Here is a 22,615-nt window from a genome sequence, read left to right as displayed (position 1 = left end):
TAATTTTTTTACGAAATCGTTATAGAAAACTCCTATCGAATCCAAGTGGCAATAAATTTGCCAATGAATTAGATTTTACAACTTTCCCTGTTTCGCCCATAAAATAGATTTCAATGGGAGTTTCTTGTTTTACTTCGTACTCAGCAATAGCCTGTCTACATGCACCACATGGAGGAATAGGTGTAATTGTTTGGTTAATTCTTGAACCAGCTGTTAAAGCCATTTTTACAATTTTAGAATCAGGATATTGTGATCCTGCATAATAAATGGCTGTTCGCTCTGCACATAAACCCGAAGGATAGGACGCATTTTCTTGATTATTACCAGTTACAATTTGGTTGTTATCTAATAAAATTGCAGCGCCTACACTAAAGTTTGAATAAGGTGCATATGCATTTTTACGAGCTTCAATAGCTTTTTCCATTAAGGATGCAATATCTGAAGGTAACTCGCTAAAGTTCTCGTAAACGGTAAGTGTTGACTCTATTTTAATATCCTTCATTTGATGTTGTATTAGACAAAAAAACTATTGCTTTAATGAAACAATAGTTTTTTTTATTTGAAATTAATACTGTGTTTTAGTATTCATCATATTCATTATCTCCAAAATTAAATACCAGAGAAAAACGTAATGTATTCTCTAAAGGACTTTGCACTTTCGATGCAGAAAATAAGTATGACAAATCTATATTTATTGTGGTGTATTTAAATCCTGCTCCTAAAGCAAAAAACTTACGTGCGCCTTTATCTTCACTCTCATTAAAGTAACCTGCTCTAAAGGCAAATGAATCTTGGTATGTATATTCTGCTCCTAAAGACCAGGTAAACTCTCTTAACTCTTCACTAAAACCTCCTGGTGCATCACCAAAAGATTGAAATATTCCTTTTCCAAAACCAACATTGTTATCTTGTCCTGCAATAATATAATTTTCTTCTTCAGTCAAAACTTCATCTTCATCTTCTTGAAATCCTGGAGTTTCTCCGCTTTCATTATACTCTATACGAGTGCCTAATTCTGGAGGAGATGGAACTAAAAGTTTAGTAACTTCAGCAGTTACAGCTAGTTTATTATAATCATCAAAGATAAAATCAAAACCACCACCTAATCTTAAAGTTGTAGGTAAGAAATTTTCTCTACCTCCATCATCATATTTGATTTTAGGTCCTAAATTTTGAATGGCAAATCCACCTCTCCAACGTCCGTTGAAACTATCATAAGCTTCCTCTTCACTTTGGTAGTAACCTGCAATATCTACACCAATAGAACTTGCAGCAGCAGCATTAGCATCAACAGCTTGGATTCTTAAATCTGAACGTAAATAACGTAAGGCCACAGCCATAGAGAATTGATCTGCTAAACGCAGTGAATATGAAGCATCAAATGTAAGTTCGTTTGGTTGTTCGATTAAAGCTTCTGAAAACTCGTCTTGAACAATTTCTATTTCTCCAAGACTAAAGTATTTAAAACTAACGCCAAATGCGCTACGTTCATTTAGCCTGTTGAAATACGTGAAATTTCCCAGAAATATATCATTAACCAATCTACTTAAATATGGCGTATAGTTTACACCAATACCAGATTTGGATAAGGAGAATGCGTACTTTGCTGGATTCCATTGTTGAGAATTCGCATCTGCTGATGTAGCCACACCAACATCACCCATTCCTGCTGCACGAGCATCTGAAGCAATTAACAAGAATGGAACTCCTGTTGTAATTACTCTAGTATCTGCACTATTTGGAATGACAACAGTTTCTTGCGCATTAGTCATATTAAATAATGAAACTGTAATTAGGGCTAAAATGTATTTTTTCATCTGTAATTTGTTATCTTTTTAAGCAATTTTAAGTCGCCTAATACTTAGGCAAATATAAATCTTTATTATAGTATTACAAGTTTTTCAATTTTTTCAACTTGTTTATTTAAACGATTAGATCTTACTTTTAGTTTATAAATGTAGACACCTTTACCTATTTTATCACCAAAGTCATCTCTACCGTCCCATACAATGTCTTTTGACAATGAGCTTGTCACTTTACTTCCTGAATTGGTTTGTCCGTTTAAAGTTCTTACCAGTTTACCAGAAACTGTGAAAATCTGTACTGAAACGTCTAAAGCATCAGGACTATTGTGATTGAACCAAAATTCTGTATAATCAATAAACGGATTAGGATAATTTAACACATTATCAATCACCAATTCTTGATCCTTATCAAATACAACAAATTGTATTTCTGATGTTGATGAATTATTGTAAACATCCCAAGCTTTAAGCGTTAACGTATGTAAACCAGGATCTAAATCTCTAAAAGGATAACTCACTTTTCCATTTTGGTAATCATCTATATCGGCTTGATAATAATCATTTAGCACAAAGGGGTTTGTTTCATCTCCATCTATTATTGCGACAATATCGTGTCCTATTCCACTAGCCGTATTTATTCCATTTTCATCTTGAAGCTTAGCTACAAGTGTTGGTTGCTCATTAGTGATACCACCAGAAACAAAGTTTTCATCATTCATGAATAGGTTTATAACTGGTCCTATATTATCTTCAGCAGCATTTTCATTAATACCACCAACTTGAATATCAAAACTCGAACCTGCTCTATTTTCTAAAGGAAGTGTTCTCATAGTATAGAAGCTGACTTTACCAGGACCTACAGGAATACCTATATCTCTAGGTACTACAAATTCAAAATCAAATTGTCCGTTTGCAACCGTTGCTTGACCCTTAAAAATCACCTCACCTAAAGTTTTAAAATCCATTACAACATTTTGATTGTCATTATCAAGTGTTTGTCTGTCAATTTCCTTATCGTATACCGTTGCAGTTAATACGCCATTATAATCTGATAATAGGTTTCCAGATTCGTTCACAACTTCACCTGAAAGTTTTACCTTCCCTAAAGCTTGTAACATATCTGTTTCTCCTCCAATTGGAACGTCATTAATTTTAGTTAATCTCACATCTGGTTTAGCGAAAGCTAATTTCATAGCAGGATCACCAATATACCAAACCAATGGTTTTTGAGCATTACCACTAATTCCTGGATCATTTTTTGATTGGCGTAAGGCTTCTGCCATCGATGGATATTCATTTGAGCCAAATGCAAATAAATAAGGTTCAATAATTAAATTAAAGGCTTCTCCCAGTGAAACGAAAATCTGCCTTGTTGTTGTAATTAAACCAATTGCTCCTCCTCTAGTATTCCAATAGGTAAACTCTCCAGCTGTTTGTCTTAAAGGGTCATCAAACTTAGTATACTCACAAGTAACTGTAATGAATAGGTTGTACTTACAAGCATTAGCGACTTCTTGAGAATCATTCTTATCAAAAATACGTTCGGATGCCAAACCATCTTCACCTCCATGTCCGAAATAATTAACCACAAGAGCACCTACATCTATAGCATCTCTAATTTCCTTATTGACCTGAGGATAACGTTGACCTGCGGAAGATGATTCTTGAAGAAATGCATCAGAATGGATCTTAATTGCGTTTAAAAAAGGTTTTTCTTGTGTAATTGTATTCGCAATATCATCTGTTGTTTGTTGCAATTCCCCTTCAAAATTTCCATCATCAACATCATCAGAAATCATTAAAATATTATTTCTCCAACTTCCAAAAGACAATTCAGAATAATACTCATCAATTTTATCAACCAATTGTTTTGCTTGTTGAGGGGTATTTGCTAAAATTCTTCCCACTGCAATATCAGCTCTATTTGAAACACTCATATTGCCTTCATTCTCATCCATCATTGCATAAAAATCATCAGACACAAAAGAACTTGTAAGACTAAAGCTATTATATGAAAACCAAGTAGGTACAATGTTTGTATTATTAGGTATCCTGTTTTTTGGATCAAAAGAAGCATCTCCAAACATGCATAAGTATTTTAATCTATTTTCAGGTGAACTAGCGTTATGGTAAACATATCTAACCATATTTCTTATAGCACCAATGTCTTGATTCCCTGAACTAAATTCCAAATAGATTTGTTCAAGAGTTATTACTTTAACATTTAAGTTGTACTGTTGTCTATTAATTTCAGCTAACCGTTCAGCCTGAGACAACATTTGACTTGGAGTTACTATTATATAGTCTATATCCTGAAATTCTCCTTGATCATTATTAAATATAGTGCCTTTAATATTTTGATTACTAACAAATGAATTCCCATCCCTTGAAGGGGAAAAGAAATTTTGATTGTTAATTGCTATGTAATTTTTCTGACTTCCAGAAACTGCTTTAAAACTGAAATTTGAATCTTGGTCGGAATTCTGAATACGGGTTACATTATATTTATCAGTTATATCCCAAACTTCTCTTACACTGGTAGCATTAGATATTGAGTACTCAACGATACCATCTGAAGTCTGAACAATATCATTTTTAAAAGGTAGTTGACCACCTGTGTACGTTAACTCTCTAGTAGCTTCAATCGACACATAATCTAAATACGCTAAAGAAGAAGGAATCCCGTTGTTATTATACTCTAAATTAACATTTACCTCTGACGAATTTAAGGTAATATCACCTTGATATAATCCTCCTGTCGCTAAAACACCATCAGATAATTGGCCGAAACCAAAACTTCCAATATCAACGCTATTAATTTTTATAGCCATCGAAGTTTGTCCTTCCGATTCAGAAATTGCTGCTCCATAAATTCTGAGCTTTGCTGGCTCTGTTGGTACTACATTTGGAAAACTAAACGTAAATGTCTTTTCATTTTCTATATCGAAACGATCTCCAAACCAACGCCTTCCCAATTTAACGATGTTAAATTCATCTAATTCATGAAATTTATAATCTTGAAAAGTGTCTATAATTAAATCCGGACTTCCTTCAGGTTGGGTTGCCGTTTCAATGCGCTTACCAAAAGATCCACCGAAGTTAACATAGTAATTAGAAATATTGGTATAAGGATTAATATTGGTATTTATATTTCCATCTTCTACATTACCGTGAGGACCTTCGGCGTAAAATAAGATATAATCTCCATCATTAAATACACCATCACTTTCTCCAACAAATTCAATAGCATTCTCAGTAAGGTCAATTGGATAAAATTCATTATTAGGCATCGGAAGCATTGCTCCTCCATTACCATATATTTTTATAGTTCTAGGATCTACGTCAGTATTTACTCCTATATCATTTAAAAAACTTTTGGTAATTTTAAATACTCCTGAATTTTCAACATAAAAACGTCTCCAACTCCCAGAGCTCAAAACAGAGCTTACAATCTCCTGAGTATCCTGGCCATTTCTATTTGCCGTAGACGAACCTGAGGAATAGTTAATACTAAACGATGTGATTTTTTTATAAACTCCATTATCATTTATAATTGGACTTATCTTCAAAAAGGCATAATTTTTATTTCTATCAATAGAATTTGTCAATTCAACTTTAGGAGCATTAGGGATTAAACGCTTAGACAATGCTTTAAGTTCACTACTTGAAATAGCTGCATAAGACACATTAGACAATACAAGTGATTTTTCATTCAATAAAGAATTTATTTCCCATTGAGAAATAAAGTATAAACCTTCTGAATCACTATAGCTAAAATTTTCTTTATTAAATGATGGTAACTCAATTTGATATGTTGAAGTTTCTAAAATAGTTGTACCATCCCATTGAATTGTAAATTGCTTTTGTTGAGCAAAAGCAAAAACAGTACATATAATAAAAGATATGAATAACAGTTTTTTCATAGTACAAATAACGTCTATAAGGTTATGTTATTATAGCGTTTCAATTTTTTATTCAAAATTACAACAATATTTGATTTAAGCAACCGTTATTAAAGTCAAAATACACCGATTAACTGTGTAAAAGTCCGTTATATTGCATGAAAAACAGGATGAAATGCATTTTTTTTTCAATCTATTTGCCAAAAAATGTTGTTAATTTACCTTTAATTGCTATATTGCGTGTCTAAAATTTAATTAGCTTACTTAAAAGTATGGATATGAAAAACGTCTTAAACCTAAGGATACTATTAGCCCTAATGATATCTTTAACAATTGTTGGTTGTAGCAGAAACTCTTCAGACAAGAACAGTTCTAGAGCCACGGGATGGAAAATTAACGACAAAAACGGTGGTTTCCAATACAATGACAAATTTCAAGAACAAGAAACAAGCCCTGGTTTAGTGTTTGTTGAAGGTGGAACATTTACCATGGGTAAAGTTCAAGATGATGTTATGCATGATTGGAATAACAATCCTAATCAACAACACATTCAGTCATTTTATATGGATGAAAGTGAAGTTACGAACAAAATGTATACTGAATATCTTGATTGGATTAAAAGAACATATCCACCTGAAGAAGAAAACTACAGATTAATTTACAAAGGCGCTTTACCAGACACCTTAGTTTGGAGAAACCGATTAGGTTATGCCGAAATGATGACTGAAAACTATTTACGTCATCCTGGTTATGGAGAATATCCAGTAGTAGGTGTTAGTTGGATTCAAGCTGTAGAATTTGCAAATTGGAGAACTGATAGAGTTGCTGAAATGGATCTTCAAAATGCTGGTTACTTAGAAAGAGATTCACATTTGACATCTTCTGCCGATAGTAATTTTAGCACTGATACTTATATCAACGCTCCAACCTTAACCTATGGTGGAAACGATAGTATTATAAACCCAGCAAAATCAAGAAAAAGAGTTCAAGTTACTGCTGCAGGTGATACCATTAACAATTATGCAAGAAGAGAATCTGGTATTATTTCTCCAGATTATAGACTTCCAACTGAAGCAGAATGGGAATATGCAGCTCTAGGAATGAGTGAATTAAGAAGCTTTAATGTTTATAGAGGTCGTAAGAAATATCCATGGGACGGACAATACACACGTTCTGGAAAAAGAAAAACTAAAGGTGATCAGCTAGCAAACTTTAAACAAGGAAAAGGTGATTACGGTGGAATTGCAGGTTGGTCTGATGATGGAGCTGATATTACTGCACAAGTTATGAGTTATGAGCCTAATGATTATGGTTTGTATGATATGGCAGGTAATGTTGCCGAATGGGTAGCTGATGTTTATCGTCCAATTGTAGATGACGAATTTAGTGACTTCAACTACTATAGAGGAAATGTATATACCAAAAATGCAATTAATGAAGATGGAACTGTTAAAGTTGTAACTCCAGATGATATTGTATATGACACATTAAGTAATGGTCAAGTTGTAGCAAGAAATTTACCTGGTGAAATATTACAGGTTGCAATTGATGAAGATGAAACGTATTTAAGAACTAACTTTGATAGAAGTGATAACAGAAACTTTAGAGATGGTGATACAAGATCATCTAGAAGTTATGCTACTGACTTTGACGAAGAAGAAGGTGACGATGCTGAAGCAGCTATGACCAGAAAAATGTATAACTCGCCTAAACATAATATAGAAAGAGACTCTACTGGTAAAGTATTAAAAGAATATGATACTTCAAACCAAAGAACTTCAATGATTAATGATGAAGTAAGAGTTTACAAAGGTGGTTCTTGGAGAGATCGAGCTTATTGGATTGATCCAGCTCAACGTAGATATTTCCCACAAGATATGGCAACTGATTATATTGGTTTCAGATGTGCAATGTCTAGAGTAGGTTCTAAATCTCAAGGTGGTAAAAAAAGAAACTAGAATTTATTTTCAATAAAATAAAAGTCCTAACTATAAACGTTAGGACTTTTTTATTTAAATTTATTTCATGACAATAGAAAGACTCTACCAGATATTTTTAAAGTGCAATACCATTTCTACTGACACCCGAAAAATTAAATCGGGTTGCTTATTTTTTGCTCTTAAAGGCGATAACTTTAATGGCAATAAATTTGCTTTAGAAGCCTTAAAAAAAGGTGCACAATATGTTGTTATAGATGAAAAAGAATATGCAAAACATGACCATTGTATTTTAGTTGATAACGTATTAGAAACTTTACAAAATTTAGCAACCTTTCACAGAAAAACCTTAAACATTCCTATAATTGCTTTAACTGGAAGTAATGGTAAAACAACAACCAAAGAATTAATTAATGCCGTTTTATCTAAAACTTACAACACAAGTGCCACCAAGGGAAATTTAAATAACCATATTGGAGTTCCATTAACACTACTTGAGTTTACAAATGACACAGAAATTGGTATAGTCGAAATGGGAGCAAATCATCAAAAAGAAATAGAATTTTTATCAAATATAGCATTACCAGATTATGGATTGATTACTAATTTTGGAAAAGCGCATTTAGAAGGTTTTGGAAGTATTGAAGGTGTTATAAAAGGAAAATCAGAATTATACAATCATCTTAGGTCTCATGACAAAGTTGTTTTTGTTAACATAAATGACAAAACGCAAATTGAACAAATTGGCGACTATGAAAAGACTATTGTTTTCGGTTCAAATATGTCTATGCTAAGTGCCCAACCTTTCATTAAACTTAAATTTAATAACACTGAAGTTCAGACGCATTTAACTGGTACTTACAACTACAATAATATTGCAGTTGCTATAGCTATTGGGTTATATTTCAAAGTTGATGACGACTCAATTTCCGAAGCTATTGCTAACTATATTCCATCAAATAATCGTTCTCAGATTATTGAAAAAGATTCTAATAAAATCATTCTTGATGCTTACAATGCCAACCCAACAAGTATGATTGCTGCTTTAGATAATTTTGGAGCTATTAAAGGTTTTGATAAAATAGCAATACTAGGAGACATGTTTGAATTGGGAAAAACAGCCGATATAGAGCATCAATCTATTTCAGATTATTCTCAACAACTCAATATTGACCATATTTATTTAGTAGGCAGAAACTTTTTCAAAACAGTGAATAAGTCAAATAAGATATCCCGTTTTGAATCTTTTGATGACTTAAAAAACGAATTAGTTAACTCACCTTTAAAAAACAAATATTTCCTTATTAAAGGTTCAAGAGGAATGGCTTTAGAAAGGGTATTAGATTTAATATAATACTTTCGAACAACCTCAATAAACTTTCAACCAAAATTAGACAGCTCTTATTGCTAAAGTCACCTTACAAATGAAAAAATCTATACTTTACATATAGATTTTCAAATTGAAGTGGGTCATACTGGATTCGAACCAGTGACTTCTACCCTGTCAAGGTAACACTCTGAACCAACTGAGTTAATGACCCAAGTATTAAAACTAAAAAAGTTCGCATTATATGCGAACTTTTTAATAGTTGTGGGCGCGAAGGGATTCGAACCCCTGACCCCTTGGGTGTAAACCAAGTGCTCTGAACCAACTGAGCTACGCGCCCTAAATATTGGACTGCAAATATAGTCTAGATTTTTAATTAGCAAAAGCTTTTTATAAAAAAAATTAAATTATTTCAGCAACCACAAATGTACTGCCTCCAACATATATAAGATCTTCTGAATTTGCCTTTTGCAAGGCAGAATTAAAAGCTTCATTTACTGTGTGATAACTATCACCAAAACATCCATTTAATAAAAATTGAGTTTTGAGTTGATGCACGTCCATACCTCTAGGAATATCAGGTTTACAAAAATAATACGTTGCATCCTTTGGCAATAGCGTTAGTATTGAATCTAAATCTTTATCATTCACAACCCCAAAAACCATGTGCAGTTTATTGTACTTTTCATTTTTCAATTGCTCAATAACATAAACCAAGCCTTCTTTATTATGGGCTGTATCACAAATAACTCTAGGATTTTCTTGTAATATTTGCCAACGACCTTTTAAACCTGTATTATCAACCACATTATTAAGTCCCTTTTTTAATTGGAGATCAGATACGTGAAAATTGTTCTGGCTATTGAGTACATTAATTGTTTGCACAACTGTTTTAATATTATGCTTTTGATAATTTCCTTTTAAATCACTTTCAAAATTTCGTGATACGAGTTGGTCAGCAAAATAAATTTCAGATCCTTTATTCTGCGCCATCTCTATAAAAACATCTTTAGTTTGTTTTTGAGTTTCTCCAACAACCACAGGTACTTGTTGTTTAATTATACCTGCTTTTTCTTTTGCTATTGCCTGATATGTCCTGCCAAGAAATTGCATGTGATCAAAACCGATATTAGTAATCACTGAAATTTCAGGGGTAATAATATTTGTGGAATCTAATCGACCACCTAATCCAACTTCAATTATAGCGATATCAACATTTTGCTTTTTAAAACAATGGAAAGCCATGCCAACGGTCATCTCAAAAAAGGATAGTTGATTCTCTTCTAAAAAAGAAAGATTTCGTTTTATAAACCCAATAACGAATTTTTTACTAACCTCTTTACCATTAATTTTAATGCGTTCTCTAAAATCTTTTAAATGCGGTGAGGTATATAATCCAACCTTGTATCCTGCTTCCTGAAGTACTGAAGCTAACATATGACTTGTAGAACCTTTACCATTAGTTCCAGCTACATGAATACTTTTAAAATGCTGTTCTGGATGATTTAAATGTTTAGCTAAAAGAATTGTATTAGATAAGTCAACTTTGTAAGCAGATTTACCTTGATTTTGATACATAGGCAACTGCTTGAACATCCAATTAACAGTCTCTTGATAGTTCATCAATTTGTAGGTGTAAAGTTTACACTTACTTTACCATATTGTCGAGCAGGTGCTTTAGAATCTGCTGGCCATTTATAAGACAAGGCTATTTTTTTTGCTTGAGCTTTTAGACAAGACGTTGCATTACTACTTCCTCTAACTCCAGGAGTAGCCTCTATAACTTGTCCACTTCGATTAACAACAATATCAACTACTATTAATCCATATTCATTTTCACAACCGTCAAAAAGGGTATATTTAGGCGACCCTCTTCCATTTAAACCATAACCTACGCCTCCATTACCAGAACCAGGTGTGCCTTTGTAAGGTGCATACGGACTTCCATCTAATTCACCTTTATCTCCAGGACCATCGCCAGGACCTTCTCCATCTTTAGTTGGTCCATCAGAATTCTTAACACCTCCTATAAGTGCATCGAGTTTATCTTTTTTATCCTGTTCTTCTTTAGCCTTACGAATTGCTTCATCTCTTTTTTGTTGTTCAATTCGTTCTGCTTCAGCCTTTGCTTTAGCCGCAGCTTCTTTAGCCTTTTTAATCGCTATAGCTTCTGCAGATTCATTTGTTAACACATTTTCTGATGGGCTATTGGCTTCAGTTGTTTCCTCCGGCTGAGCCTTATCTGTTTTCGTTTCTTCTTTTACAAGGTCTTCGGTAGGTGTAGATTTTATAGGTTCTGTAGGTTGAATATTACCAGAACCAACAGGTGAATTACCAAAATTAACAGCAACACCATATTCTTCTGGAGGATCCATATAAGGAGGTCCAACCACAAATAATAGCAATACAATTATAACAACTATTAGAGCTGTTATCTTTGCTGAATTACGTTCGTGTTTTGTTTTTAGGTACTTCATAGTATTGCAAATGCAATCTTCGTTCCGAAAAAATAAATTTAATTATTTGGCTTAACTGCCAGTATAACCTTAAACTTATTTCGATTAGCGATATCCATTACTTTAACTACATTCTCAACTGGAACTGATTTTTCTGCACGTAAGACAATTGTGGGTTGGTCTTGACTTGAAAGCATTGCTATCAATTCTGTTTCAAGAACACTTCCGCCAACTAATTTTTGATCAATGTAATAGTTGAGATCTTTGGTAATGCTTACAGCAACAGTTTGTTTGTTTTCTGTTTTTCCACTAGCTTGAGGTAACAATATATCAATAGCATTGGTGGTTACCAATGTAGATGCGAGCATAAAAAATATCAATAACAAGAAGACAATATCTGTCATAGAAGACATATTGAATTCTGGTTTAACTTTATTTCTACCTCTAATGTTCATTAAATTGGCTCGTTTAAATGATCTAAAAATTCTAATGAATTTGATTCCATTTGGTATACTACTTTATCCGTTCTAACCACTAAATGATTATAAGCCGTATAAGCAACAATACCAACTATTAAACCAGCTACTGTGGTTGTCATGGCTGTATATAATCCATCCGATAATTGTTTGATATCAATTTGACCACCAGAATTGGCTATTTCGAAAATAGATAAAATCATTCCAATAACAGTTCCTAGAAACCCAATCATTGGCGCAATACTAGATATGGTTGCTAAAACACTCACATTTTTTTCTAAACCATAAAGTTCTAATCTACCAGCATTTTCAATAGCTGTATTAATATCTTCAAGTGGTTTTCCTATTCGCGTAATTCCTTTATTTATGAGTCTAGAAACGGGAGTATTAACTTGAGCACAAAGCATTTGAGCCGAATCAATTTTGCCATTGCTTACATGATCTTTTATTTGATTCATAAAATTAGAATCGACATTAGAAGCTGCTTTAATGGCGAATAATCGTTCAAAATAAATATAAATTACTGCTATCAACAAAACGAATAATATGGCAATTATAACTTGTCCTGCAAATCCACCACTACTAATAAGTTCTATAATGGATAACGTTTTTTCGGCAGATTCTGAATCAGTAACTAATTCAGCTCCATCTTGAATATTACTTAGTAATATCATATGACTATAGTATTGAAATTAATTTATTAGTGTAATAACGTCTATTTTGATTCAAAAGTATATGAACTAAAATAATGTTCTTGTAAACATAAATGCAATTGCTCCTACAACAAAACCAACAAAAGCTAGCCAAGATATCTTTTTAATATACCAGAAAAAGTCAATTTTCTCCATTCCCATAGCAACAACACCAGCAGCAGAACCTATAATTAGCATACTACCACCAGTTCCAGCTGAATATGCAATAAAGTGCCACAATTCGTTATCAATTGGCTCCGTAAACATTCCTAAACTAGCCGCTACTAAAGGCACATTATCTATGACAGCAGAACCAACTCCTAAAAGAAGTACGACTAAATCAGAAACACCTTCACCATGCATTTCTGTTCCTAGCATGGGCATTACATCTTGTAATGTACCAGCAAAACCAAATAATATTCCCAATGATTCTAAAGCTGCTACAGCCATAAGAATTCCTAAGAAAAATAAAATACTAGGTAATTCAATCTTCGATAACGAATGATGAACAGGACTATGATTTGCATGTTCACTGTGTTCATCTGATGAAATTCCCGAAATTGCAAATTTAGAATTACTATATATTTCAGCAAAAATAGCTACGATACCTAAAGCTAGCATCATACCAACATAAGGTGGTAAATGTGTAACTGTTTTAAAAATTGGCACTGATACAATACCACCAAGTCCAAGGTACAACATTGTAGAGCTAAACTTACTTTTTGGCTTATCTAAATCTTCTTCAACTTTCTCTAAATCACCCTTAAAAGCAGGCAAGAAAGACGCTATAAACGTTGGAACAAGCATACATAATAAAGATGGAATAAATAGATATGCAAACAAATGACCTGTTGTTACTTTTTTACCAATCCATAACATAGTTGTTGTCACGTCTCCAATTGGAGACCATGCACCACCAGCATTGGCAGCAATAATTATTAATCCAGCATACCAAATTCTAACATCTCTATCTTTAACAATTTTTTGAAGGATAGAAATCAAAACAATGGTTGCCGTTAGATTATCAATAATTGCAGATAAAATAAATGCTAGAATAGCAAATATCCATAACACTCTACGTTTACTTTTAGTTTTTATAAAACTTTTAATAGTTGAAAATCCATCAAAATAATCAATGATTTCAACTATAGTCATTGCGCCTAATAAAAACACTAAAATTTCAGCAGTTTTACCCAAATGATGCAATAAGGTTTCTTCCATAATATGCATCTTACTTTCATGACCTAAAGAAGAGAATCCATCAACTAAACCATGATTAGCAGAATCAAACCATTGAGAAAAGGAATCAATTCCCAAAGAAATAAGAGCCCAACTAATTGCCATCATTACTAAAGCCGGAATTAACTTATCAATTTTAATACTATGCTCAACTGTTATGGCTAAATAGCCTAATACAAAAACTAAAATAATAATTGTTTCCATTGATTTCTTTTAAATAAGTTGGGTTAATGCGATTTCAAATGCTGTAGCACTCACACCTGTTTTTGATTGATTTTTATCGTAAACTTTTTGTATTGCTTTTTTAATTGTGTTTGATGTATCACTAAAAATAGCTTCATCTGTCATCTGAACTTTACGTTCCATAAAATAAGCAAAGACTCTAGCCATACCACAGTTTGAAATAAAATCTGGTATAAGCGTTACTTTATTATCTGTATGTTCCATAATAGGACCGAAAAATATTTCTTTATCGGCAAAAGGAACATTTGCACCACAAGAAATAACCTCCAAGCCTGTTGCAATCATAGCATCGATTTGATTTTGAGTTATTAATCTAGATGCAGCACATGGTGCAAAAATTTCTGTTTCTAAAGACCAGATTTTATCATTCAATTCATCAAAAGGTATTAAAAGATCACTAATTAAGGTATTACCATCTTTATTGGAATACAACTGGGTAATTTCTTCAAAACTGAAACCTTCTTCTTTTATAAGACCTCCAACTCTATCAATAATTCCAACAACTTTTGCTCCCATTTGAGATAAGTAAAACGCTGCTGCTGCACCAACATTACCAAATCCTTGAACTATAGCGCGTTTACCAACCACAGAATCATTATGAATATCATAAAAATGTCGAGCGGCTTCAGCAACACCATAACCAGTAATCATATCTGCAACTGTATATTTTCTAGATAGGTTTGGTGAATATTTTGGGTTTTCTATAACTTTAATCACACCATGACGCAATTGACCAATTCGATTAATTTTATCGGCTTGTGTTGGTTTGAAATGGCCTTCAAAAACACCTTCTTGAGGATGCCAGACACCACTTTCTTCTGTTATAGGAATAACTTCATGAATTTCGTCAACGTTTAAATCTCCTCCTGTTCCATAATAACTCTTCAACAATGGAGAAACCGCTTTATACCAACGCTCTAAAACGCCTTTTTTTCTTGAGTCTAGAGGGTCAAAATTAATACCAGATTTTGCACCTCCAATTGAAGGACCTGATACTGTAAATTTAACTTCCATAGTTTTGGCAAGCGACAAAACTTCATTCATGTCTAAGCCTTTTCTCATCCTAGTTCCTCCACCTGCTGCTCCACCTCTTAGAGAGTTTATAACAGTCCATCCTTCGGCTTCGGTTTCAGGATCTTTCCAATTAAATACGATTTCGGGTTCTTTGTCTTCGTAAGCTTGAAGCAAATCTTTCATTAAGAGCATAGTTAGTTAAATTTCAACAAATATAAAAAACAAAAAATGGCTTTAAAACGTAAAGCCATTATATTATTAGAAAAACTATCAAATTTTATTTTAAGATCATTTTTCCATATTTATGCATCTCTTTTCCAATAGCATACACATAAAAAACCTTGTCTGCAAGCATTAAAGTTTGAGTTGGAGCAAAGGTTGTATACATTTTCTCACCACCTGTTTTACTATTCCAAAATGGTGTTGTTTTAATATTACCTTCAGCATCAAAAGACTTTAAAACTATGGCTTTTGCATTGATTTTGTCATAACCCATTACGATTTTCTTATCCTTTAATATGGATTCCTTTTCGTTTGCCAAAATAAAAAGTTCACCGTTACTTAGAAACGGATAAAATGAACCTAAAACTTCCATTCTATTCAAATAATCTTCTCCATAATTAAGAGGCACATCATAGGTCACATTTCCATTAATATCAAGTTTAATTACAATTCCTGGTCCGAAATTATGCGTATAATTGTATTCGAAATTCTTACCTTCAATGGCATTACTATCTTTCGAATAACAATCGCCTATTAGATACATGGTTTCGTTATCGATTAAAATATCTTTGACTTTTAAATCAATATAACCTTTACCCAAAACACGTTTAATAGTTTCTTTAGACCATTCTTGATTTTTGACAAGTTTACTTTCGGAAATATTATAGATAAAAAAACTATTATCTTTTGCTCCACCCATCGAAACTACCGGCTTAGCATTATCTGTTGCAAAACCAATTAAATATTGCGAATCATTTAATGTAATCACTTTATTGTCGGAAATATAAAACCCTTCGGCCGAGGCTTGCTGCTCTTTAATATCGTTTCCGTTAACTGTAATGATTGTCGTAATAGGATGTTTTTTTCCAGTTTCTGTTTTCTTAATAATGTTTACAGTCCCATCATTTTCAACAAATAGTGTTTCGTTATAAGCACGAGCACTATCAAATGATAAGGTATGAGATGCCTCTGAACGGTTCTTTAAGTATGCATCAAAAGTAAGCACTTCAATAGCTTCCGTAGTTTTCTTAACAAATTGTTTATTTACGAGAACAGCAAATGTCTCTTTATTTGAAGACATTGCAATTTCAAAAAAGCCCGAGTTATTTACTTTCTCAATAGGAAGTGTATACAATTCAATGATATCTGAAACCTTATGAGTTTCGTTATCATAAATTTGAGCATACAACGTATTCTTCCCATCCTTTTTAACGGCAACATGAGAAAAAACATACAATTTATTATTGCCTTCAATAATCTTTAAAAGCGTTGCATCCTTTTGTGAACGTATTGGTAATTTGAATTCTATAGTAGATAATGATTTACCAGATGCATCAAATTTAGTAATGTATATTATTTTCGGAGCATAGAATTGAGATCCAATTTCTTCTACACTATACACTGTAAAACCAACTTCTGAAGGAAATATCAACTTAGGATTTTGTGATCCTACAACTGTGCTATTTGTTAATTCGGACCATTCGAAATTTGCTAATTCTTGAGCTTGACTCGTTATTGCAAACACAAATGCACATAGACTTAAAAATGTAGATTTCATATTAATGAATGAAGTGTTCGTTATACTCGTTTACAATTTTAAGGATCCCTAAAATTCTATAACCTTTTTCTTTATTCTTAATTTTTTTGGCTAGTTCAGGATAATCAGAAACGTATTTACTCATTACACCTTTAAAGCTAAACATTAATTTTGGAGACGTAAATTTTAAATACTCTTTGCCGTCTTTAACTGCAAGAATTTCGGTTTGTATTTTTGTGCCATCAAAATCTAAAGAAATTTCTTTATTCCCTTCTTTAGACAGTGTTAATTCTCTTCCTTTATCATCTTCTACCCTTATGTAGTAATCAAAAAGATTAATCTTTCCTTCAACAGTTCTAAGTAAAAAAACTTTTGTTTTCCCATTTAAACCTTCATAAGGATGCGTTTCATAATAATCATTTTCGATTTTGTATGCTTTTAAATCTTTTGGATCATATACAATTGGCTTGTCGTCTAAAGTATTGAAAAATTTCACTTTACGCTGACTCTTAATTTTAAGGAATCGCTTCAAATATCCTTCAATTTTTTCGCCGTTATTTGTAATCACGTAACCTGGTAATTTTTCCGATACATCTTCCCAATTGTCATCAATTTGAGAAAAACCCAAACCAGATACTAAAACTGCCAATACTAATACTAAATGTTTCATTTATAATCTATTTTATAATTCATAACTTGCTTACTCAAAACTTAAGCCAAAGTCCGCAAATGTACTTAATTACTTCATGTAAAAATGTTAAAATGTGTGAATTATGCCTGAAGAATGATTGCGAATCGCACCTGTTACACTAGCCAAACAATTTGTTTCATTTCGCAATTTAAGCACACCCAGTAGTCCAAAAATAAGAGCTTCTTTATATTCAATAATATCTTCGGAAGGTAGTACGATTTTATGTTCACTTAAATCTTTCAATCGATTCATTAAAAAGGTATTGTAAACACCACCTCCTGTGGCTAAAACTGAAGCATTAGATTGTAATTTTAGGACGTTATTAATTTGAATTGCAATATGTTCAACAACCGTTCTTAAAACATCTTTAACCTTCAATTTATAATCATCAATTATTGGTATAACATTTGAATTGACCCATTCTAGACCTAATGATTTAGGGAATTTTAATTGATAAAACTCCATTTCATTTAACGCCTTTAAAAGTAATTGATTGACTTCACCTTCAGAAGCACTACCTCCATTAGCATCATACTCTAATCCTATTTTTTTACTGTAATGATTTAAAACAATATTTACAGGACAAATATCAAAAGCCATACGATTGTTATTTTTTTCAAATGAAATATTAGCAAAACCTCCAAGGTTAAGGCAAAAGTCGTACTCTGCAAATAAAATCTGGTCTCCTATTGGCACCAATGGAGCTCCTTGTCCGCCAAATTCAACATCCTGAATTCTAAAATCACAAACTACATTTTGTTTGGTTAATTCTGCAATTTGCTTTCGGTTTCCAATTTGATACGTTAGATTATTCTCTGGCTGATGCAATGCAGTGTGGCCATGAGAACAAATAGCATCAATAGTATTTAGTTGATATTTATGAATGAAATCGTTAATAACTCCAGATAAATAAACGGTATAATCGTCATCAATATGTTGTAATGATTCCCATTTATAATTAACAAGGTTCGATAATATTTCCTTCCAATCTTCTGTATATGAAATGGTTTCAGCATTGTGGATTTTAAAAGTCCATATCGAATCTAATTCAAAAGTGACATGAGCCAGATCAATTCCATCGAGAGATGTGCCAGACATCACACCTATAACATTATACTTTGTTTTTATCATATTAAGTAAAAATAACAATACTCATTGAAAATATGCTAATAAAGAGTTATCTTTGACATCATTTTTTATCAATTCAATAATCAAACTTTACTATGGATTTTAGTTTAACCGAAGAACATATTATGATTCGCGATGCAGCTCGCGATTTTGCTCAAACCGAATTACTTCCAGGCGTTATAGAACGTGATAATGCACAGACTTTTCCTCAAGAACTTGTTCGTAAAATGGGTGAACTTGGATTCTTGGGCATAATGGTTGATCCAAAATATGGTGGAAGCGGAATGGACGCTATTTCGTACGTTCTAATTATGGAAGAACTTTCAAAAATTGATGCCTCTGCTTCAGTTATGGTATCGGTAAATAATTCCCTAGTTTGTTATGGTCTTGAGGCATATGGTAGTGAAGATCAAAAACAAAAGTACTTAACAAAATTAGCTACTGGTGAGTATTTGGGTGCGTTTTGTTTGAGTGAGCCAGAGGCAGGAAGTGATGCAACTTCACAAGCTACAACTGCAATTGACAAAGGAGATCACTATGTATTAAACGGAACTAAAAACTGGATTACCAATGGTGGACGAAGTGATGTGTACTTAGTAATTGCTCAAACTGACAGAGAAAAAGGCCATAGAGGTATAAATGCTTTTATAGTTGAAAAAGGACAGGAAGGATTTGATATTGGTCCGAAAGAAGATAAATTAGGAATTAGAGGAAGTGACACACATACGTTACAATTTAATGATGTTAAAGTTCCTAAAGAAAATAGAATAGGTGAAGACGGATTTGGTTTTAAATTTGCCATGAAAACACTTTCAGGTGGAAGAATTGGTATTGCAGCTCAAGCCTTAGGGATTGCTGCTGGAGCTTATGAATTAGCCTTGAAATATTCTAAAGAACGCAAAGCATTTGGTACGGAAATTTGTAATCATCAGGCTATAGCTTTTAAATTGGCTGATATGTATACTGAAATTGAAGCCGCTCGTATGTTAGTAATGAAAGCTGCTTGGGACAAAGACCAAGGCAACAACTATGACATGTCTAGTGCAATGGCAAAATTATATGCAAGTAAGGTGGCTATGGAACAAACGGTTGAAGCGGTTCAAATTCATGGAGGAAACGGATTTGTAAAAGAATATCACGTTGAACGTTTAATGCGTGATGCGAAAATCACTCAGATCTATGAAGGTACTTCGGAAATTCAAAAAATTGTAATTTCTAGAGGTGTAATTAAAGGTTGATATTTGGAATAATACATTATGGAAAAGGCTTCAAAATTAAGTTTTGAAGCCTTTTCTATTTTGAAAATTCGTCTAGTACAAGCCTAATTTCAGCAAATGAATACTTTTCATCCAATTGGTGTTTTAGGTCTGACAGATTTTCAAAGGTTTTCGTTGGAATGATTTTCTTCAATTCTGAATATGTATCTTCTGAAATTATATCTGTGATTTTAATTTCTCCTGAATCGATAAAACTTGCCAAATGTCCGAAAATGGTATTGATGTTTAACTCGCGTTCAATTGCAATATCATCAATAGATTTTCCAGATTGAAATAGTGCTAAAGACGTTTTCTTCGTATCTCCTTTTTTTCGATTAGGTTTTGGGTTTTCAAAAATTTCAGGACTTGAAGATGTTTCTATTTCATTATCTGTACAATATGTAATTATAACATCTAAAATTTCAGAACCATACTTTTCAATTCGAGTTTTGCCCATACCATGAATTTGTTTTAATTCAACTTTATTAGTTGGAAGGGATTCACACATAGCATACAAGGCTTTTTGAGTAAAAATTTGATAATGAACAAGGTCTTCCCTTTGAGCTATCGTATTTCTAAGTTCGCGGAGCAATTCAAAAAGTTCTACATTAGTAGTACCATTGATAACTGTCTTTCTTAGTTTTTTTGGTTTTTCTTTAGCTAAAAAGACTGATTTCGCTCTTAATTCTAAATAATTTGTTGTGTTGAATCCTTGGGTCAGTCCTTGAAAAAAAAGTTGTTTGGCTGACAATAATTCTTCAAAAACATCTAGCTGTTTACAAATGTCCTTTTCTAAAGCCTTGTTATCCGTTGAAAATGTGAAAGTATTATAAGGCTCTAGAATACAAGTCTTTGTTTGTAAATTAAAATAGGCTATTGCTTTAATAATTCGCTTTTGTAGTAATTCGTTTTTTTCAGGTTCTATTTGATTATTGCACAGTTCTTTGATCTGATAATTAAAACCATTGGCTACTTTAAGTAAACTTGTAATAGAATCTTTAATCATAATTAAAGGTGTTTCTAAATTACCCTCTATAGCATTACGATTTTTATAAAAGATATCTATAATACGATTAATAGGAAATAAGAATTTGTAAAAATCGAATATTTCAGAAATCAAATGCAGTTGAAAATCATTTTTTGATTGTTGTAAGATAGCCTCATTTGGTTGACTATCTTCAGCTTTATTCGTGAAATTCTTTACGTTTGAATCACTAATAATTTGACTAGAATCAATCTTACTTTTGAGTATTAACCCTTCCAAACTCTTACACCTACTAAGTGCTACATAGGTCTGTCCATGAGCAAATGCACCTTGGGAATCTATTATTGCCTTTTCAAAAGTTAAGCCTTGACTTTTATGAATTGTAATTGACCAAGCTAATCGGAGAGGTATTTGGGAATATGAACCTATTTTATTTTCAGAGATGGCTTTAGTAGTACTATCAACCGAATAATTTATATTCTCCCAAGATTCAGGAGTAGTTGCTATACTAAAATCGTCATCAGGACATTTTACCACAACTTCATCTTTATTTAAAAGAACAACGGTACCAATTTTTCCATTAAAGTATCGTTTTTCAAGAGAGGTATCGTTCTTAACAAACATAACTTGTGCTCCAACTTTTAAAACTAACTCTTGTTTATTGGGGTAAGAATACTCAGGAAATCTTCCCTCAACTTTTGCCAAATACACTTGAGGTGTTCCTTCCAATTTCTCAAGTTCTAAACTATTAACTCGCTCTGCTCTTATATTATGTGTGGTTAAAGAAATATAACCTTCATCAGATTCTGGCACAAAATCAGGCAGAAAACGGTTATTCAATTCATCTATGGAAGATTTTGATAAAGTATTTGACCTAATCTCATTTAAAATATTTATAAACCTTGGATTGTCTTGTCGATAAATTTTTTGCAACTCAATAGAAATTGGATTACAAACATTGTAAGCTTTACTGCTAAAAAAAAAAGCATTATTATAAAATGGTTTTAGTAATACCCAATCACTTTGTTTTATCACTGGGGATAATTGTTGTAAATCACCAATCATTAATAACTGTACTCCTCCAAAAACTAGATTTTTATTCCTATAACGTCTTAAAACTTCATCTATTCCATCTAACAAATCGGCTCTAACCATACTAATCTCATCAATAATTAATAAATCAAGCGATTTAATAATATTAATCTTAGTTTTAGAGAACTTTTTATTAAAGTTACTTCCTATTTGAAATTGGTTAGGTATAATTGGTCGGAATGGCAGTTGAAAAAAAGAATGAATTGTAATTCCTTTTGCATTAATAGCTGCAACACCAGTAGGCGCAACCACAATCATGCGTTTTAAAGAACTTCTTTTTAAGTTATGCAAAAATGTAGTCTTACCAGTTCCTGCCTTACCCGTTAAAAATATATTTCTGTTGGTATTATTAACAAAACGCCAAGCTAAATCTAATTCAACATTACTATCCATTCAATTCATTTCTGAGTTGTTTTAAATATAAAAAACACTAATCACTTTAGAAAATTTTCGATATTATTTTTTATCTAAAAGATTAACTTAATAGTAAAAACATAAAAAAAGCCCTTCATTAAAAAATGAAGGGCTTTAAAAAAGGCGACGACCTACTCTCCCACAAATGCAGTACCATCGGCGCAAATGGGCTTAACTTCTCTGTTCGGAATGGTAAGAG

Annotated in this window: 16 protein-coding genes, 2 tRNA genes and 1 rRNA gene; 3 read left to right on the top strand and 16 right to left on the bottom strand. The window is 32.5% G+C overall.

Annotated features, from left to right (window positions below):
• Nucleotides 1-19 precede the first annotated feature (19 nt).
• From cdd to porU, 3 genes are all read right to left on the bottom strand, one after another.
• Nucleotides 20-502, bottom strand: coding sequence for a cytidine deaminase (gene cdd, locus VOI25_RS11995; RefSeq protein ID WP_323789321.1), 483 nt, complete (start codon nt 500-502; stop codon nt 20-22).
• 76 nt (nt 503-578) lie between these two features.
• Nucleotides 579-1,817 carry a type IX secretion system outer membrane channel protein PorV gene (porV, locus tag VOI25_RS11990; RefSeq protein WP_323789320.1) on the bottom strand — a complete coding sequence of 413 codons (1,239 nt, stop codon included), beginning with the start codon at nt 1,815-1,817 and terminating at the stop codon, nt 579-581.
• A 65-nt stretch (nt 1,818-1,882) separates the two neighbouring features.
• Nucleotides 1,883-5,728 (bottom strand): type IX secretion system sortase PorU, encoded by a 3,846-nt coding sequence (gene porU / locus VOI25_RS11985; protein ID WP_323789319.1) that lies wholly within the window; start codon nt 5,726-5,728, stop codon nt 1,883-1,885.
• A 251-nt stretch (nt 5,729-5,979) separates the two neighbouring features.
• Between porU and gldJ the strand changes: the two genes are divergently transcribed.
• Both gldJ and VOI25_RS11975 read left to right on the top strand, forming a co-directional pair.
• Nucleotides 5,980-7,665, top strand: a complete 1,686-nt coding sequence (gene gldJ / locus VOI25_RS11980) for a gliding motility lipoprotein GldJ (protein ID WP_323789318.1) — start codon at nt 5,980-5,982, stop codon at nt 7,663-7,665.
• A 67-nt stretch (nt 7,666-7,732) separates the two neighbouring features.
• Nucleotides 7,733-8,998 (top strand): UDP-N-acetylmuramoyl-tripeptide--D-alanyl-D-alanine ligase, encoded by a 1,266-nt coding sequence (locus VOI25_RS11975; protein WP_323789317.1) that lies wholly within the window; start codon nt 7,733-7,735, stop codon nt 8,996-8,998.
• A gap of 112 nt (nt 8,999-9,110) precedes the next feature.
• Here VOI25_RS11975 and VOI25_RS11970 read toward each other — a convergent pair.
• From VOI25_RS11970 to VOI25_RS11920, 11 genes are all read right to left on the bottom strand, one after another.
• Nucleotides 9,111-9,185: transfer RNA gene (locus tag VOI25_RS11970), tRNA-Val, on the bottom strand.
• 51 nt (nt 9,186-9,236) lie between these two features.
• Nucleotides 9,237-9,311 (bottom strand) — tRNA-Val (locus tag VOI25_RS11965).
• 62 nt (nt 9,312-9,373) lie between these two features.
• Complete coding sequence (locus VOI25_RS11960; protein WP_323789316.1) at nt 9,374-10,594, bottom strand: folylpolyglutamate synthase/dihydrofolate synthase family protein; 1,221 nt, start codon at nt 10,592-10,594, stop codon at nt 9,374-9,376.
• Nucleotides 10,594-11,448, bottom strand: coding sequence for an energy transducer TonB (locus VOI25_RS11955; protein ID WP_323789315.1), 855 nt, complete (start codon nt 11,446-11,448; stop codon nt 10,594-10,596). Before VOI25_RS11955 ends, VOI25_RS11960 begins: the two co-directional genes overlap by 1 nt.
• Before the next feature lie 38 nt (nt 11,449-11,486).
• Complete coding sequence (locus tag VOI25_RS11950; RefSeq protein WP_323789314.1) at nt 11,487-11,882, bottom strand: biopolymer transporter ExbD; 396 nt, start codon at nt 11,880-11,882, stop codon at nt 11,487-11,489.
• On the bottom strand, nt 11,882-12,577 hold the full coding sequence (locus VOI25_RS11945) for a MotA/TolQ/ExbB proton channel family protein (protein WP_323789313.1): 696 nt from the start codon (nt 12,575-12,577) through the stop codon (nt 11,882-11,884). Before VOI25_RS11945 ends, VOI25_RS11950 begins: the two co-directional genes overlap by 1 nt.
• Before the next feature lie 66 nt (nt 12,578-12,643).
• Entirely contained in the window at nt 12,644-14,038 is a 1,395-nt protein-coding gene (nhaD, locus tag VOI25_RS11940) for a sodium:proton antiporter NhaD (RefSeq protein WP_323789312.1), read from the bottom strand.
• A 9-nt stretch (nt 14,039-14,047) separates the two neighbouring features.
• Complete coding sequence (locus VOI25_RS11935) at nt 14,048-15,274, bottom strand: Glu/Leu/Phe/Val dehydrogenase dimerization domain-containing protein (protein ID WP_323789311.1); 1,227 nt, start codon at nt 15,272-15,274, stop codon at nt 14,048-14,050.
• Nucleotides 15,275-15,368: 94 nt separating this feature from the next.
• Entirely contained in the window at nt 15,369-16,871 is a 1,503-nt protein-coding gene (locus tag VOI25_RS11930; protein ID WP_323789310.1) for a hypothetical protein, read from the bottom strand.
• 1 nt (nt 16,872) lies between these two features.
• Entirely contained in the window at nt 16,873-17,520 is a 648-nt protein-coding gene (locus VOI25_RS11925; protein WP_323789309.1) for a hypothetical protein, read from the bottom strand.
• Between the two features lie 87 nt (nt 17,521-17,607).
• Entirely contained in the window at nt 17,608-18,672 is a 1,065-nt protein-coding gene (locus VOI25_RS11920; RefSeq protein WP_323789308.1) for an anhydro-N-acetylmuramic acid kinase, read from the bottom strand.
• 92 nt (nt 18,673-18,764) lie between these two features.
• Here VOI25_RS11920 and VOI25_RS11915 point away from each other — a divergent pair, with 92 nt between their 5' ends.
• Nucleotides 18,765-19,907, top strand: coding sequence for an acyl-CoA dehydrogenase (locus VOI25_RS11915; protein ID WP_323789307.1), 1,143 nt, complete (start codon nt 18,765-18,767; stop codon nt 19,905-19,907).
• 55 nt (nt 19,908-19,962) lie between these two features.
• Here the strand turns inward: VOI25_RS11915 and VOI25_RS11910 are convergent, their stop codons facing one another.
• Nucleotides 19,963-22,395: a helix-turn-helix domain-containing protein gene (locus VOI25_RS11910; RefSeq protein WP_323789306.1), complete on the bottom strand. Its 2,433-nt coding sequence runs from the start codon at nt 22,393-22,395 to the stop codon at nt 19,963-19,965.
• 139 nt (nt 22,396-22,534) lie between these two features.
• Nucleotides 22,535-22,615, bottom strand: a 5S ribosomal RNA gene (gene rrf, locus VOI25_RS11905); the annotation flags it as partial.

The organism is Psychroserpens sp. (assembly GCF_034670085.1).
Lineage (GTDB): Bacteria > Bacteroidota > Bacteroidia > Flavobacteriales > Flavobacteriaceae > Psychroserpens.
Note: the sequence above shows the minus strand (reverse complement) of the source record. Positions and strands in the feature narration are given on the sequence as shown.

What these genes read in the sequence shown, in the direction of transcription:
- cdd (WP_323789321.1), bottom strand. Translation starts at nt 502, where the DNA reads ATGAAGGATATTAAAATAGAGTCAACACTTACCGTTTACGAGAACTTT.
- porV (WP_323789320.1), bottom strand. Translation starts at nt 1,817, where the DNA reads ATGAAAAAATACATTTTAGCCCTAATTACAGTTTCATTATTTAATATG.
- porU (WP_323789319.1), bottom strand. Translation starts at nt 5,728, where the DNA reads ATGAAAAAACTGTTATTCATATCTTTTATTATATGTACTGTTTTTGCT.
- gldJ (WP_323789318.1), top strand. Translation starts at nt 5,980, where the DNA reads ATGGATATGAAAAACGTCTTAAACCTAAGGATACTATTAGCCCTAATG.
- VOI25_RS11975 (WP_323789317.1), top strand. Translation starts at nt 7,733, where the DNA reads ATGACAATAGAAAGACTCTACCAGATATTTTTAAAGTGCAATACCATT.
- VOI25_RS11960 (WP_323789316.1), bottom strand. Translation starts at nt 10,594, where the DNA reads ATGAACTATCAAGAGACTGTTAATTGGATGTTCAAGCAGTTGCCTATG.
- VOI25_RS11955 (WP_323789315.1), bottom strand. Translation starts at nt 11,448, where the DNA reads ATGAAGTACCTAAAAACAAAACACGAACGTAATTCAGCAAAGATAACA.
- VOI25_RS11950 (WP_323789314.1), bottom strand. Translation starts at nt 11,882, where the DNA reads ATGAACATTAGAGGTAGAAATAAAGTTAAACCAGAATTCAATATGTCT.
- VOI25_RS11945 (WP_323789313.1), bottom strand. Translation starts at nt 12,577, where the DNA reads ATGATATTACTAAGTAATATTCAAGATGGAGCTGAATTAGTTACTGAT.
- nhaD (WP_323789312.1), bottom strand. Translation starts at nt 14,038, where the DNA reads ATGGAAACAATTATTATTTTAGTTTTTGTATTAGGCTATTTAGCCATA.
- VOI25_RS11935 (WP_323789311.1), bottom strand. Translation starts at nt 15,274, where the DNA reads ATGAAAGATTTGCTTCAAGCTTACGAAGACAAAGAACCCGAAATCGTA.
- VOI25_RS11930 (WP_323789310.1), bottom strand. Translation starts at nt 16,871, where the DNA reads ATGAAATCTACATTTTTAAGTCTATGTGCATTTGTGTTTGCAATAACG.
- VOI25_RS11925 (WP_323789309.1), bottom strand. Translation starts at nt 17,520, where the DNA reads ATGAAACATTTAGTATTAGTATTGGCAGTTTTAGTATCTGGTTTGGGT.
- VOI25_RS11920 (WP_323789308.1), bottom strand. Translation starts at nt 18,672, where the DNA reads ATGATAAAAACAAAGTATAATGTTATAGGTGTGATGTCTGGCACATCT.
- VOI25_RS11915 (WP_323789307.1), top strand. Translation starts at nt 18,765, where the DNA reads ATGGATTTTAGTTTAACCGAAGAACATATTATGATTCGCGATGCAGCT.
- VOI25_RS11910 (WP_323789306.1), bottom strand. Translation starts at nt 22,395, where the DNA reads ATGGATAGTAATGTTGAATTAGATTTAGCTTGGCGTTTTGTTAATAAT.